The organism is Nitratireductor thuwali, from assembly GCF_036621415.1.
Taxonomy (GTDB): domain Bacteria; phylum Pseudomonadota; class Alphaproteobacteria; order Rhizobiales; family Rhizobiaceae; genus Chelativorans; species Chelativorans thuwali.
This window is the reverse complement of the sequence record NZ_CP030941.1, coordinates 2846055-2860554: the sequence shown is the minus strand read 5'-3', so window position 1 is coordinate 2860554 and position 14500 is coordinate 2846055. Positions and strand designations below refer to the sequence as shown.

Annotated in this window: 17 protein-coding genes and 1 pseudogene; 5 read left to right on the top strand and 13 right to left on the bottom strand. The window is 62.4% G+C overall.

Translation table 11 applies throughout. The features are described 5' to 3' along the window. Positions 1–20: 20 nt before the first annotated feature. The 5 genes and pseudogenes from NTH_RS13915 to NTH_RS13895 form a co-directional block, all read right to left on the bottom strand. On the bottom strand, positions 21–563 hold the full coding sequence (locus NTH_RS13915; RefSeq protein WP_338530569.1) for a hypothetical protein: 543 nt from the start codon (positions 561–563) through the stop codon (positions 21–23). 75 nt (positions 564–638) lie between these two features. Beyond that, positions 639–731 (bottom strand): annotated as a pseudogene (locus NTH_RS13910) (hypothetical protein); the annotation flags it as partial. Positions 732–733: 2 nt separating this feature from the next. Further along, a complete protein-coding gene (locus tag NTH_RS13905; protein ID WP_338530568.1) occupies positions 734–1255 on the bottom strand; it encodes a CAP domain-containing protein in 522 nt (173 codons plus the stop codon). Between the two features lie 279 nt (positions 1256–1534). Then, positions 1535–1786 (bottom strand): alpha/beta fold hydrolase, encoded by a 252-nt coding sequence (locus NTH_RS13900; protein ID WP_338530567.1) that lies wholly within the window; start codon positions 1784–1786, stop codon positions 1535–1537. A gap of 140 nt (positions 1787–1926) precedes the next feature. Continuing rightward, complete coding sequence (locus NTH_RS13895; protein WP_338530566.1) at positions 1927–2853, bottom strand: LysR family transcriptional regulator; 927 nt, start codon at positions 2851–2853, stop codon at positions 1927–1929. 99 nt (positions 2854–2952) lie between these two features. Here NTH_RS13895 and NTH_RS13890 point away from each other — a divergent pair, with 99 nt between their 5' ends. Genes NTH_RS13890 through NTH_RS13870 form a run of 5 tightly spaced genes read left to right on the top strand, consistent with a single transcriptional unit; the run spans position 2953 to position 7944 of the window. Further along, positions 2953–4137, top strand: a complete 1185-nt coding sequence (locus NTH_RS13890) for a CaiB/BaiF CoA transferase family protein (protein WP_338530565.1) — start codon at positions 2953–2955, stop codon at positions 4135–4137. Next, positions 4134–5078 carry a hydroxymethylglutaryl-CoA lyase gene (locus NTH_RS13885; protein ID WP_338530564.1) on the top strand — a complete coding sequence of 315 codons (945 nt, stop codon included), beginning with the start codon at positions 4134–4136 and terminating at the stop codon, positions 5076–5078. The genes NTH_RS13890 and NTH_RS13885 overlap by 4 nt, the downstream gene beginning before the upstream one ends. Positions 5079–5130: 52 nt before the next feature. After that, on the top strand, positions 5131–6126 hold the full coding sequence (dctP, locus tag NTH_RS13880; RefSeq protein WP_338530563.1) for a TRAP transporter substrate-binding protein DctP: 996 nt from the start codon (positions 5131–5133) through the stop codon (positions 6124–6126). A 7-nt stretch (positions 6127–6133) separates the two neighbouring features. Beyond that, entirely contained in the window at positions 6134–6661 is a 528-nt protein-coding gene (locus tag NTH_RS13875; protein WP_338530562.1) for a TRAP transporter small permease subunit, read from the top strand. Next, on the top strand, positions 6658–7944 hold the full coding sequence (locus tag NTH_RS13870; protein ID WP_338530561.1) for a TRAP transporter large permease: 1287 nt from the start codon (positions 6658–6660) through the stop codon (positions 7942–7944). The genes NTH_RS13875 and NTH_RS13870 overlap by 4 nt, the downstream gene beginning before the upstream one ends. 294 nt (positions 7945–8238) lie before the next feature. Here the strand turns inward: NTH_RS13870 and NTH_RS13865 are convergent, their stop codons facing one another. From NTH_RS13865 to NTH_RS13830, 8 genes are all read right to left on the bottom strand, one after another. After that, positions 8239–8622, bottom strand: a complete 384-nt coding sequence (locus tag NTH_RS13865; protein WP_338530560.1) for a VOC family protein — start codon at positions 8620–8622, stop codon at positions 8239–8241. Positions 8623–8635: 13 nt separating this feature from the next. Next, positions 8636–9268: an RNA polymerase sigma factor gene (locus NTH_RS13860; RefSeq protein WP_338530559.1), complete on the bottom strand. Its 633-nt coding sequence runs from the start codon at positions 9266–9268 to the stop codon at positions 8636–8638. 115 nt (positions 9269–9383) lie between these two features. Continuing rightward, a complete protein-coding gene (locus tag NTH_RS13855) occupies positions 9384–9857 on the bottom strand; it encodes a VOC family protein (RefSeq protein ID WP_338530558.1) in 474 nt (157 codons plus the stop codon). 65 nt (positions 9858–9922) lie between these two features. Next, a complete protein-coding gene (locus NTH_RS13850; RefSeq protein ID WP_338530557.1) occupies positions 9923–10201 on the bottom strand; it encodes a DUF1905 domain-containing protein in 279 nt (92 codons plus the stop codon). A 305-nt stretch (positions 10202–10506) separates the two neighbouring features. Next, positions 10507–10911 carry a carboxymuconolactone decarboxylase family protein gene (locus NTH_RS13845; RefSeq protein WP_338530556.1) on the bottom strand — a complete coding sequence of 135 codons (405 nt, stop codon included), beginning with the start codon at positions 10909–10911 and terminating at the stop codon, positions 10507–10509. 184 nt (positions 10912–11095) lie between these two features. Continuing rightward, complete coding sequence (locus NTH_RS13840) at positions 11096–13813, bottom strand: sensor histidine kinase (protein WP_338530555.1); 2718 nt, start codon at positions 13811–13813, stop codon at positions 11096–11098. After that, on the bottom strand, positions 13813–14091 hold the full coding sequence (locus NTH_RS13835) for a hypothetical protein (RefSeq protein WP_338530554.1): 279 nt from the start codon (positions 14089–14091) through the stop codon (positions 13813–13815). Before NTH_RS13835 ends, NTH_RS13840 begins: the two co-directional genes overlap by 1 nt. After that, positions 14088–14468 (bottom strand): response regulator transcription factor, encoded by a 381-nt coding sequence (locus NTH_RS13830; protein ID WP_338530553.1) that lies wholly within the window; start codon positions 14466–14468, stop codon positions 14088–14090. Before NTH_RS13830 ends, NTH_RS13835 begins: the two co-directional genes overlap by 4 nt. Positions 14469–14500: the final 32 nt, after the last annotated feature.

The following is a 14500-nucleotide window of genomic DNA, read 5'->3' as shown; positions in this document are numbered from 1 at the left end:
CCGCCCCTCTGGCAACCTGGCTATGCGGGCTGATCAGCCGTCATAAGGGAGTTGTGGGTCGAGACCTGCTCAAGCAGCTTTGCAGCGAGCCAATCGCCGTCGCCCCAGGGCGCCTGGCCTAAATCGGGCCAGTCCATCTCCGCACCACGGTCCGTCGCGGTCTGGACTACCGCCTGCGCCTCGTCGCGCGCCTGCTCCATAATCTCGCCGATGTCGGTCAATGATTTTTGAAGAGGCGCGAAGACGATGGCATCGCCGTCGAAAGCGACCTTCGAATCGGCCTCAGAGGTAAGTCGGGGTGTGCCGTGGTTCTCCTCGTGTTCGGCCAAGGTCTGGCGAGACCAAATATCGCCGCGGGCACCGCCGAAGAACTTGGCAAGCCAGTCATTGGCGTATTGCGGCCCGGAATCCGTCACGAAGTCGGGCTGGGGTGCCGGAGCTGGCTCGGGCGCCGGAGCGGGCTCGGGCGTCAATTCCGGCTCTTCAGGTTGCGGTTGCGGAACCGGCGTCTCGATCGGATCCTCTGGGGCGGCAACGACGATCTCCGCCTCGGGGTCGACCAAATCGAGTTTGACGTTCTTGGCGCCGATCGAAACCGTGCTTGTCGAAGTCTCGAGGCCGGCTCCTGAGAATGTGACCGTGTAGGTGCCGGGCTTGAGCGCCAGGTCGTAACCGCCGGCGGCCGTGGTCGTCGTCGTAAATGTTGCGCCGGTCGAGCTTTGCGCGGTGATGTCTATCCCGAGAGCCCTTCACCGGGATCATAGAACTTGTCACCATCCTGGTCGTCGAATGCCACACCCGTCAGGAACAGGTCGGAGCCGGTCTTGCCAAAATTCTCCGTCAGAAAAGCGCTGGAACGGCCCCGGTAGTCTCCAACCTCGAAACCCAGTCCGATCTCACGAAAGTCGCCGCTGAGAATATTGGCGCGATGCCCGGGCGAGTTCATGAGGTTGTTGTGCAGAAGCAGAACTTCATCGGCAGAACCTGACGGCGCTCTTGTCGTCGCCCACGCAATGTTTTCAGCCGTCGCCCACGAACCCTCGAGCGAGTAGCCGGCTGCTGTCACGCGCTGCGTGGGCGTCGATCCGCCTGATCCGGTATGGGAGAATGTGTCCGTCGCAAGCATCCACTGGCTGTGACCTTCCGCAGCCTCGCTCAGATCGTTGTCGAAGGCGAGCGGTTGCACACCCGCCTGAGCCCTCTCGGCATTGATAAGTTCCAGTAAATATTGCTCGTTTGCGCTATGCTGCGGCATCTGATTGTCGCTCCACTGTTCTGTTTTGGGATGACTTCCCAATCATTGAGACATCCCCCCAGTAACTCCTTAAAAAACGACTATGGCCAAGCTGCAACACCCTATACTTCTAAAGAACACACGATTTCTTACAGTCAATACTATGTGTTGATTGACCAGTTTTAAATGAATTACTGCAACGCCCGCGTGTATATCCGGCCGCCCTGCAGGCGGTTCCAGGGAATTTCCGAAGTCATCGTCGATGGACAGCGACGCCACGGTATCTGCGCTCCAGGTGGATCAGCGCGTGACCCGACTAGGGGGCTCGTCGAAGGTTTCGATCATGGACTGGCTGTCACTTCGGATCGCCGCTACAAAAGCCTCACTCGTGTCCGCGTTGTTCTCAAATGTGCAGCCGTGTTCATCGGCGGATGGGGCGGACGAGACGCCGAATCCCGGCAGATCCGGCGCAACGACGTATGCAGTTTCGGCCAGTGGCTCAATGATGCCGCGATACATATGCGACGAGCCCGGGTATCCGTGGAGCAGCAATATTGCCCGTCTTTCCGGGTCGCCAGCACGTCGCTAGAAAACGTCCAAGCCTTTGACGCTCATGGTCTCGTGGCGGGTCTCATGGCGATAGCTTCGAATATCTGTCTCCTGTCATTTACTGCGCACGGCTGGCGAGTCCGCTAATCGACGAGCCTCGCTTCCCACTTGCCGGCTGTCACGGCGAGGCGGACAAGGTTCACCATCAGGCTCCGTACCGTCTCGAGAGCGAATGTGGCCGGGCGATCAGCCATCTCGCAGATGTAGAGGGTCCGCGACAGCGCAGGGTCTACGATAGGCCGATAGTGGAGAAGCCCACTTTCGATATGTTCGTACATGAACAGCTTGGTGCCGATCGCGCAGCCCAGACCTGCCGCAAGCGAGGCCCCGATGGCATGTACCGAGTTCATTTGCAGCTTCGCGCGCCCTTCCAGTTTCCTCAACAAATTGGTGTCATCCATCAGGGCGCGCGCGGAGATTCCCTGACGAAGCAAAATCAGCGGAAGGTTGAATATATCGGCGAAGCGAACCGGTGCATCGCTTTCGCCGATGATCTGTCGGGTGCCGACCAGCACCATCTGCTCTTCAAGCACCGCCTGCGTCCTCAACCGAGGGTCGGCGGGCGGATTGTAGACCAGCGCGAGGTCGACTTCGGATGCCATAAGGTGCAGCAGCGTCGAACCGGACAGACTCTCCGACAGCGACAGGCGGACTTTTGGATACTCGTCGACAACGCGACGGCACAGGTCGACTCCGATCGCCTTGACGGCCGAATAGGCCATGCCCACCGAGATGTCGCCGGACACCTCGTCCCCGGCCTCGCGGATATCCTTCTCCGCCGCCGACATTGCCTTCAGTATGGCCTTGGCATGCCCGTAGAGTCTCTCGCCAGCCGCCGTCGGGCTCAGCCCCCGCGGCTTGCGCACGAAGAGCTGCGTGCCGAACTCGGCTTCTAGGTTTGCGAGATGGTGGCTCAGGGCAGAGACTGCGACGCGACAGGTTTCCGCCGCGCTGGACAGCGTGCCCTCCTCGTAGATGGCTGCGAAGTAGCGAAGCTGGCGCGAATCCATGACCGATAAGCTTTCTATAATTTAGAATGTTATCTTAGAAACATTATGATTTTCCGATGCCTGTAGCAACGCTAGCGTAAGGCCATCGTGGAGGCATGAATGGAACGGGAATTCCAGCCGCTAGCCGGTGTGAGAGTGGTCGAGATGACCCACATGATCATGGGTCCGTCCTGCGGCATGTTCCTTGGAATGCTGGGTGCCGAAGTCATAAAGGTGGAACCTCCGGAGGGTGACAAAACCCGCGACCTGACGGGAATGGGGCGCCCGTTCTTTCCCCTGTTCAATCGTGGCAAGAAGTCCGTCCAACTCGATCTGAAGTCAAAGAGCGGCCGCGAGGCGCTCGGCGCGCTGCTGTCGACCGCCGACGTGTTCATCGACAACTTTCGCGATGCCTCGCTTGCAAAGATGGGTGCCGATCCAGAAGATCTGCGGCGGCGGTATCCGGGGCTGGTGCTGGCGTCGCATAAAGGCTTCCTGTCCGGCCCCTATCAGGACCGCACGGCGCTCGACGAAGTCGTGCAGATGATGACGGGGCTGGCCTATATGACGGGACCGACCGGCCGCCCGCTGAGGGTCGGCTCCTCCGCCAACGACATCATGGGCGGCCTGTTCGGTGCGTTCTCGGTCGTTGCAGCACTCCTGGAGCGCAAGCAAACGGGCAAGGCCCGCAGCCTGCGGATCGGGTTGTTCGAGAACTGCCTGCTGCTAGTGGCCCAGCACATGGTCCAGTATGAACTGGAGGGAGTAGACCCGCCGCCCATGCCGGAGCGAACGTTCTCCTGGCCGGTCTACGACATATTCGACACCGCGGACGGGAAGCAGATATTCGTCGGGGCGGTGACCGAAGGGCAGTGGGTTGCGCTCTGCCGGCTGCTCGACCTGGGCGAACTGCTTTCGGACCCCACGCTGCAGACGAGGATGGACCAGATCGATGCGCGCGCCCGCACGATCCCGGTGGTCGCCACCGCGATCTCCAGGCGCAATGCAGACGATCTCTCAAAAGCGTTCGAGCAACTCGGCATCCCCTTTTCGCCAATCGCGAAACCGTCGGACATGTATTCGGATCCTCACGTGATGCGGCCGGGAGGGCTCGTCGCGTCCCACCTTCCTGATGGACAAGCCTTCCGGGCGCCCTCGCTCCCCGTCGATGTCGACGGCGTGATGATGAATGCCGCCGGCGACGTTCCGGCGCTCGGGGCGGATACGACCGCTGTGCTCGCTGCACTGGGATTCGACCCGGAGGCGATCGGCAAGGCGCGGGGAACGAGGAGAAGGGCGGCATGAGCCGGATCGACATCGCCTACCCACCCGACAAGGTGAACCTGCGCGAAGTAGGCCTGCGCGACGGGCTGCAACTGGTGAGGACGTGGCCGTCGACTGCCGAGAAGCGGGAGTGGCTTGAACGCGAGCATGCTGCCGGCGTCCGTCACTTCGAGGTAGGTTCTTTCCTGCCAGCGAGCAGGATGCCGCAATTCGCCGACGTCGTGGCGATGATCGATGCCGTCGCAGCCCTCGGAGGCGGCTATTCCGCCGCGCTCGCGCTGAATGAACGTGGAGCGACCGATGCGCTGGAAACGCATGTAGACGAGATCGTATGCGTCGTGTCGGCAACCGAGGAGCACAGCCAAGCCAATATGCGCCGCTCTCGTGACGAGGCCATCGGCCTGGTGCGCACCGTCGCACGGATGCGGGACGAGCTCGGCCACAAGGCGCTCGTCAATGCCGGCATCTCTATGGCCTTCGGCTGCTCAATCGCCGGAAAAGTGGAAGCGGTGGAAGTGCTGCGACTTGCCGAAGCTTGTGTGGAGGCAGGCGCCGATCTGGTCGGGATCGCCGACACGGTCGGATTTGCCGGTCCTAGGCAGGTTTCCGGACTGGTGGCGGACATGTATCGGCTGGTGGGCGACGGCGGCTTCATCGTTCACCTCCACGACACGCGCGGGATGGGTATCGCCAATGCATCGGCCGCGCTCGACAGCGGCTGCCGCATTCTCGACGGCTCGCTCGGGGGCCTTGGTGGCTGCCCCTTCGCGCCGGGCGCAACCGGCAATGTGGTCTTCGAAGATCTCGTCTATCTGTGTGAGACGAAGGGCTTTGCCACCGGCATTGATCTGGCCGCGCTGGCAGCGGCCCGAAGCATACCCGAGCAGGCAATGCCCGGGGAAAGCTTCTACGGAGGAATCGCGCGTGCGGGACCGCCCGCCACGCTCGACTGGCGGACCTGAGCGGGAACAAGGGCCCGCGCTAAGAACTGAACAAACCATCGGGAGGAATATGATGAAACGAACGACACAATTGCTGACCGCGACTTTGCTGCTTTCCGTCTCCGCGGTAGGCATGGCGAACGCGGCGACTGCCATGCGCTGCAGCCATCAGCTGCCGCCTGCCCATCACATCGCACAGGTCGTTGACCAGTGGGCGGCTGAGGTCGAAAAGCTCTCTGAGGGCGACCTCGATGTCGAGGTCTTCGGCGCCGATAGCCTCGTCAAGGCGAACGACAACATCCTGGCCGTTGCGAAGGGCGACATCGAATGCGCATTCTCGCTGAACTTCCAGTGGGGCAAGACGCTGCCGATCATGAACGTCACAGTCGGCCCCTACACCATGTCCTCCATCGAGGCGTGGAAGAAGTGGCCGACATCAGAGGCTGCCGCGTTCCTTGAGCAGAAATTGGCCGAAAAAGGCGTGAAGAACGTCGCCTGGATGTTTCAGACCAATGTCAGCGTCTTCACTTCCAGGGGACGAGCATTGACATCTCCGGAGGATTTCAAGGGCATCAAGATGCGCGGCATCGGGCCCGCCTTCGATCGCGGATTGACGGCAATGGGAGCAACCACCGTCTCGATGCCGGGCAGCGAAGTCTATCAGGCGTTGGCGACGGGTGTCGTCGATGCGGCGATCACCGATGTCGCCGCGGCCTATTCGCGCAAGTACTTCGAGGTGCAGGACCACATGACCGTGGTGCCGGTTCTTGCGGCCTACCTTCACGGCTATGTCAATCCGTCCTGGTACGAAAGCTTGAGCGACAAGTCCAAGGCGGCGCTTGACGAAGCCGGCAAATCGGCCGCGCAGTGGGCGCTCGATGCCTCAATTCAGGCCTCGGCCGATGCACCGAGGCAACTGGAGGAAAAGGGCGTGACGGTACATGTTGCCACCGAAGCCGAGAACGAGGCCTTCAAGGCGGTCATGCAGCCTGCCTTTGCGGAAGGTTTCGCCGAGGAAACCGGCGAGGATGGCAAGACGCTGCTCGGCCTGATCGAGAAGATCCAGTAGCGCCAGAATGTCCGGCGAACCTGCAAAAGAGGAGGCGCCCCGCGCCCCCTCGCTTCCACACAGGGCGGCGAGAGCGCTCTCGCGTCTCGGCGGGGCGCTCAGCGCCGTCCTGATCCTCGTTGTCCTGGTGGCCACCGCCGTCAGCGTGTTCAATCGCTATGTCCTCGGCAGGCCGGTCATGGGGATCGACGAGGCAACCGGCTTCCTGGTCGTCGCCATCGTCATGCTTGGCGCGGCGGAGGCCCTGCGGCGTGGCGACCACATCCGCATCGACATCCTCTTCGCCCACGCAGGTCCGCGCACGCGCTGGTGGCTGGAACTGTGGTCGCTGGCGGCCGTCATCAGCTTTTCCACCCTCCTGCTCGTGGCATCCTGGCACACGGTCGTGTTTTCTAGAACCTTCGGTGCCTACTCCACTGGCTATCTTTCGATTCCGATGTGGATTCCACAATCGACGATGATCGTCGGGGCAATCCTGCTCATAATCGCAGCGCTCGCCGCCTTGCTCGATCTCATTGCGGAGCGAGGGAATTGACGATCCTGCTCATCTTCGCGTCGCTCGTCGGCATGCTGCTGACGGGCATGCCGATCTTCGCCGCGCTCGGCCTTTCCTCGATCGCGATCCTGCTCATGTTCGAGGGCAAGTTCGATTCGATCGCCGATACGGTCTTCGCCAGCCTGAACAATCCTCTGCTCGCGACCATTCCCATGTTCGCCTTCATGGCGCATGTGATGATCAAGGCGAAGGTCGTCGACGACCTTTACGACATGGCCAACAAGCTGGTGGGCCACGTCAAGGGCGGCCTGGGCTTCGCCACCATCCTCTCCTGCACAATCTTCTCCACCATCTCGGGTTCCTCGGTCGCCACGGCGCTGACGATCGGTTCGACGGCTATCCCCCAGATGCAACGCTTCGGCTACAGGCCGCGCGACACCTACGGCATAATCGCCGCCGGCGGCACGCTCGGCATCCTGATCCCGCCGTCCGGCCCAATGATCCTCTATGCGATCGTCACCGACGCCTCCATCGGCGCGCTCTTCCTCGCCGGCATGATCCCGGGGCTGATCATGGCGGCCGTCTTCGCCGTCTTTTCCTGGGTTCAGGCCAACCGGCACGGCGAAACGCGGGCACAGACCTGGCCGGGAACCCGCGCGGTCGCACGTGCGCTGCTCAACTCGATCTGGGCGGTTGCGATGCCTCCCATCATTTTGGGCGGCATCTATCTCGGCGTCTTCACGGCCGCGGAAGCTGCAGCCGTTGGCGCGGTATATGCGCTCGCGGTCGCCCTCATTGTCTACCGCAATGTCTCGCTGGCCGATCTGTGGGACTGCACCTGGCAGACGATGCGAACCAGCGCGATGCTGTTCATGATCATCGCCGGGGCTGGCCTGTTCGGCCATGCCGTCACCATCATCCGCCTACCGGCGGAGATCATGGAGACGGTCACTGCGCTCGGCCTCTCCCAGACCGGCTTCATGCTCGTGGTGATGATCGCCATCTTCATCCTCGGCATGTTTCTGGAGACCATCGCGATCATCCTGATCACGACGCCGATCATCCTGCCGGCCATGCTGGCGCTCGACATCAATCCCATCTGGTATGGCGTCCTGCTGATGATCAATCTCGAACTGGCTCTGATCACGCCGCCGGTCGGCATGAACCTGTTCGTGATCAAGGGCATCACCAACGCGCCGCTGGCCGAGATCATCCGCGGCTCGGGGCCGTATGTCGCGCTCCTGGTCGGCGGGCTGGTCCTGTTCTGGGCTTTCCCGCAGCTGTCGCTTTGGCTGCCGACGACCGCAGGATTCGGTCGATAGAGTCGGACCAGCATTGGCGGGTCATTGCGGTGGTTGCAAGAGGGTGTGACGTATCATCAATAGGCACTTCTCCGAAACGTATGCGCAACACCGCCCGGATGTCGGCGTTGCGCATACATGACCTGCCGATGGGCCATTCCGGATATCCGCAGCTTACGTGGACGTGGCGAGCAAACCTCGATGACAACCGGTCTTGTCAGCCGAACGGGCGCTTGTTGATACGTTCACCCCGATAGGGACAGGCGGCACTTGGAACGGCCGCCGACGGGAAGCCGTCGCCAATGCAAACAGCTGTTACTTCAGGCTTCGCGGTTTGTCCGCCGCCTGCCAGAGCCCCAGGCCAAAGCCATCCGGGTCCAGAAAGTCCGCGCTCCAGCCTCCAGGGGCTTCTGCAACCGGCGTGACGATAGTGACACCCTTCTCGGCGAGCGCGGCCACGACGTCATCGATCCCGCCGTCTGTTATGTCGAAGACGAGCGCGGGCGTGTTGCCCCGCTTACCTTCCATTTCGAAGAATATGATCTCGAGCCCATGATCGAGAGTCCCCGAGAGCCAAAAGGGCTCGGCTCCCTCCTGGCGGGCGAGATCGAGGCCGAGGACTTCGTTGTAGAAGGCTTCGGTTCTATTGATATCGGAAACATAAAAGACAATGGATGCGCGGTGCGGTTTGGGAAGCATCGGGCGGATCTCCTCATGATCGGGTTTCTTGCATCCCTTGTTGCCGCGTCGATGGCGTTTGTGAGCGCCTCACGACAAAAAAATGTCCATCCGGATCGTGGGCGGCGAATGCGCCGGCATGGCGTGCAAGATAAGGTGCCAGCCCGGAGCGGATCTGACCGTAGGCAAGATCGAGCGTGAGTCCCGCCGGGCCATCGGGCATGGCTATTCCGCGGGTCTTCAACGCCTTCTTGAGCGCGGCTATGCGCTGGCGTAGCGCGGTGCCGGACAGATCGAGGAGATAAGCGATCTCATGGCGCGCCTGGCCGGAAAGCGCGAGCGCGGCAAACACGCGCAGGGACCTGGGCAACTCCGCGAGCACTTCGGCAAGCGCCTCGGGCGTTTCGGGCACGACTTCGGCCGGGCGGCCGACCTGCCACTGCCCCTCACGCTTGCGCCGCCTGGCCGCGCTGCGGGCGTCGAACGCCGCGCGGCGCCGGATGGCACCGGCCATCCAGCGCCTATTGGCGGATTCGGCGAGTTCCACACGTCCCGCAGCAATGGCTGCCAGCATGACGTCCTGAACAATATCCTCGGCCTCGTCCGGGCGCCGGGCATAGCGCCGGGCGGTGGCGAGCAGGGATAGATAGTGCCGCGAAGGGCTCATGCGGATGCCTTTGCGATGCGACCTCGCGCAAACGCTACCGCCGCCCATCCTTCCTGTCCATCCGCCGCGATATACCGGGCAGGTCAAGGACCTGATGACGAGACGGGCTGGAGCATCAGCCCCGCCGCGCCGCCTCGATTGCCGCGACGTCGATCTTCTTCATGGTCATCATCGCCTCGAACGCGCGCTTTGCTTCGCCGCCGCCAGCAGCCAGAGCGTCCGTCAGCACGCGCGGGGTGATCTGCCAGGAAATTCCCCATTTGTCCCTGCACCAGCCGCACGCGCTTTCCTCGCCGTCATTGCCGACGATGGCATTCCAGTAGCGGTCGGTCTCTTCCTGATCGTCGGTGGCGATCTGGAACGAGAAGGCTTCGTTGTGCTTGAACGCGGGACCCCCGTTGAGGCCGAGACAAGGAATGCCGAGAACGGTGAAGTCGACGGTCAACACGTCGCCTTCCTTGCCGGATGGGTAGTCGCTGGGGGCGCGGTGAACGGCACTCACCTTGCTGTCGGGAAAGACCTCGGAGTAGAAGCGGGCGGCAGCTTCGGCGTCCTTGTCGTACCAGAGGCAGATCGTGTTCTTTGCCATTGCGTGTTTCCTTTTTGCTTTGAAGAAGATTTCGGCTCTCGTTCCCGCCGCTTCCGGCCGTGGGCTTAGGACATGCGCTCCGTCAGGGTGATGGTAACGCTGTCACCGGCTTGCTTGCCTATGGTTTTGAGCAGGTCCGCCCTGAGAGGCAGCTTGTGCGTTCCGTCGCCCAAGGCCATGAAAGAGCTCTGGAATAGAACGCCGTCGGCGCTTGCGCAAACCTTCACGCCACCTTTCGTCCCGAAGAAGCTGACGGACTCTTCCCAGATGACGTATGTCCAGCCACCTTTCGCAGAGCTTTTCCGGATCAGTGCTTCAAACGACTTGCTGAGGGCGTGCTGCATTCAATTGCTCCTTGCGGACTGCCTCAAGGACGCTTGGCCGAGGGTCGTTCCGACATCAACGCTGAATTTTTCCGCGGAATCTATCCATTGAAGGGCGCAGATCGTGGCCTCGGCAGCATGATATCGAAGTTGAATGCCTAGAAGCGAAAGAAGTCCGCGGCGCCTACAGCGCCCCGAACCGGTTCAGGCGTTTGTGTCCGCCTGCCGCCGACCAAACATGTCGGCGGCACTCGGCAGGAGCAGCACCAAGTCCCCCAACGCGCATCAAGGTGCGAGCGGCTCAGCGGATCGCCAGCGACAATCCGCTATTGGGCGAACATGGCGTCCACTTCCTGGCGCCATTCCTCCATGCTGTACTGCGAGCCATGCAACATGGTGCTCCACTTGCGCACCAGCGCGGCGGAAGCAAGCGCCTCCTTGATCTCCTCCTCGGTCGCGCCATGCGCGTTGGCGGCCTTGGTGTGGTAGTAAACGCAGTAGTCGCATGGCACCTGGGCCGCGACGGCCAGTCCGACCAGTTCCTTCGTCTTCGGGTCAAGCGCGCCCTCGCCCATCAGGGCCTGGAATTCCTCCCAGGCGGCGTCGACGCCCGCCTGCGGGAATGTCTGGGTCATGAAGTTCGGCGCACCGTCCTGCGCCGCAACGCCTTGCACGCCGACCATGAGGGCCAACGCTGTAGAGCCTATACCGGCGATCAATCTGGCTTTCATGTGAGCCTCCCTATATCCGGCGCTCCTTTGTCGATATCCGGATTTGGCGAGCGCCCTGGCCTAAACCGGACCTCTTGCTCACCGTCGCATTTAGCGTCGAAGCACAGGCGTCAACCGGTGGCCGTTAAATTGTGTAGGAAGGTTTCATGGAACAAGCGCGCATGCGGCCTTAGACCAGAGGCGCTCATAGCTTTCGGGTCCGGATGTCGGGCCGGGCGCCGCCATTGGCGGTTGCAAGTTGAACGATGAATTCGGCACCGCCGGATTTGCCGGCGGCGATGGACAGGCTGCCGCCGAGCCGTTCCATGATCTGACGGCTGATCGCCAGTCCGAGACCCGCTCCAAACTGCTTCGGCATCGGTCCGCGCGCGAATTTGACGAAGATGCGTTCGCGCTCGTGTTCTGGAATGCCCGGCCCGTTGTCCGCGATGCGCGCTTCGTAAACGTCCATTCTCAGGACACTCGAAACGGTGACGGTGGGCTCGCGGCTGGTATTGTATTTGATGGCATTCGAGATCAGATTGATGAAGACCTGCGCGAACCGGTCGCGATCACCGTAAACCAGCGCCTTGCGCGCCCGGCTCGCCCGCTTTAGCGCAACGCCGGCCGTGCGTGCCAGGGCCTCGCAGCTTTCCATCGCCTGATCCAATGCCGTCTCCGGATCGAACGACGTTCCCTCCCAAGCGGGTCCGCCACTTTCCATCTGGTTGAGGTCAAGTATCCCGTCGAGCAGCCGGGTCAGGCGGAGGCTTTCGTTCTGGATGATGCCGAGAAAGCGCAGCTTCTCCGCCTCCTCGATGTCGCGGTTCTGAAGCAGGATATCGCTGAAGGAGCGGATCGAGGTCATCGGGGTGCGCACCTCATGGCTGACCTGGCTCAGGAATTCGTCTTTTTGGCTATCGACTTCCCGCAGCCGCCGGTTCGCCCGCGCCAGTTCGGCGGCGGTCGCCTCGATCTGGCGCGACTTGCGCTCCAGTTCGGTGGAATAGGCGCGGATCTGCTCGGCCTCGCCGGCGAGCCGCTTCAACTCCTCGACGCTGATCGTCTCGCTGGTGACCACGCGCGATACGAGCGACCGTGCGGAGGCGGCCCCGATATTGGCCGCCAGCCGCTGCTCGACCTCGGTTATCAGTTCGTCGCTGGCTATGACTGCGCGTTCTCCGGCCTCGCCGGGGTCGAACAGTTCGTTGGCTTCGGCGGGGCCCAGAATCCGGTCGGCGATCTGGCGCAGTTCGGCGACCCGGGCGGTGCGGCGGATGACGCGCAGCTCGCTTTCCGTCTGGCGGCGGAAAACGTCGATGAAAAGCGTCGATTGGAGCCGGGCGAGCGGCGTCGGCTCGGACAGCAGGGAGACGCCGGCAAAGAGCGCAACGTTGATGCCGATGCTCCAGAACGTGGCGTGCACGAGCGGGTCGAAACCAGTGAGACCGAACAGTTCGTAGGGCTTCAGCCAAGCCAGGCCGAACGGCCCATGCTCGATAACCCCCGCAGGCATGAGGAAGAAGCCTTCGAAGCTTGGCAGGAACAGCGTGTAGCTCCAGACCAGAAAGCCCGCCGCCAAACCGGCGATCGCGCCGCCATGCGTCGCCGAGCGCCAATACAGCCCGCCGACCAGGCTGGGAAGAAATTGAGCCACGCCGCAAAAGGAGATCAGCCCGATGGCGGCGAGCGCGTCCGAGGTCCCGCTGAGCCTGAAATAGAGAAAACCGAGGAACACAATGAAAATGACGCTGAGCCGGCGCGCGCCGAGAATGAAGCGGCGTAAATTCTGCGCCCCGGCCGCCGGCAGGATGGAAAAACGAAGCGCAAGCGGCATCACGATATGGTTCGAGATCATGGTCGACAGGGCGATCGAGGAAACGATGACCATGGAGGTTGCAGAGGAGAAGCCGCCGAGGAAGGCGAGAAGCGCGATCGCGTTCTGGTCGGCCGCAAGAGGCAGCGTCAGGACATAAAGGTCGGGGTTCGATCCCACCGGCAGCCTGTTCAGGCCTGCAATCGCAATGGGCAAGACGAATAGGCAGGTCAGGAACAGATAAAGGGGGAAAAGCCATGAGGCGGTTCGGATCTGGCTCTCGCTGGAATTTTCCACGACCGTCACCTGGAACTGGCGCGGCAGGCAAATCACCGCAGCGCCGGCGAGGAAGCAGAGCGTAACCCAGCGCGCACCGAACGTTTCTTCGGAATTGAGAAGACTGACGGGGGCGTTGGCAAAAATCTCCGCCGGCATTCCGGCCAGCCCGATGACCACCCACAGGCCGATGGCCAGCAGTGCCGCAAGCTTGACCACCGCCTCCACCGCAATCGCAGCGATGACGCCATGGTGGCGTTCATTGACGTCGATGTTGCGCACGCCGAAAACGATCGAGAAGACGCAGAGTCCGGCAGCCAGCCAGAAGGCAATGAGGTAGTCGGGCGCAAGGCTGGTGCCAGCGGCGGCGACCGCGCCGGCTGGAAAGGTGACGACCTGAAAGCTGGCGCTCAAAGCCTTCAGCTGTAGCGCGATGTAAGGCGCCGTGGCGACGAGCGCTATCAGTGTGACCAGGGCGCCCAACGCCGGGTTCTTGCCGAAGCGGGCGGAGATCAGGTCAGCGACCGAGGTGGTGTGGTGGACCCTTCCGACAGTGACCAGCTTCCTCAGAAAAACCCACCAGCCGGCGAAGACGATGGTCGGCCCGAGATAGATCGTGGCGAATTCCATGCCGCTGTTGGCCGCCGAGCCGACCGCGCCGAAGAAGGTCCAGGAGGTGCAGTAGATGGAGATCGACAAGGTGTAGACGAGCGGCGAGGACAGCCACCCCGTCGGATCCTTTCGCGCCCGGCGGTCCCCGGCGAAGGCCACGCCGAACAAGATGGCGACATAGGCAAGGCAGGCGGCGACGACGAGATTTGGATGCAGCATCAGCGCCTACCGGGCTGCGGCCCCGCAGCCGTCTCAGCCTCCGCCGCGGCATCCATGCCATCCGGCGCCTCTGCGTGACGGCGAGCCAGCAGCCAGGCGCACAGCACGACGCCCGCCCAGACGCTGAATACATAGACTACGATGAGCGGTACCCCGGCGATGTACACAGGCGCGGCGAAGACGAGGATGAAAGGCGGCAAGAGCAGGGCCGCGGCAGCGACCGGAAGCAGCACCGCAGCGTCTCGCGTGCTTCGCGCGCCTGCCTCCCAGCGGCTCATTTCAGGGCGCCTCCGGCAAGGCTGGAGACGCGCTCGACCACCTCGGAATTGGAAAAGGGTTTTGTGATGAAAGCGCTGGCCCCAATCGCTTCGGCCATCCTGCGGTCATTGGCCTGGCCCTTGGCGGTCAGCACGACGACCGGGAGGGCGGCCAGAGCAGGTTCGGCCCTGATCGCGCGAAGCACGTCGAAACCGTTCATGCCGGGCAGCATGATATCGAGAATGAGAGCCGCAAACGGCTGGCGCCGCACGCGGTCGAGAGCCTCCGCCCCGTCGGTCACCGTGTCGACGTCGAAACCGGCGCGCCGGAGAATGAAACTCAACGACTCGACGATATTGGGCTCGTCCTCGACGATGAGTATGCGCGCCTTGTTCATTGCAATCCGTTCCCCCGGCTCTTTCTGCAAGC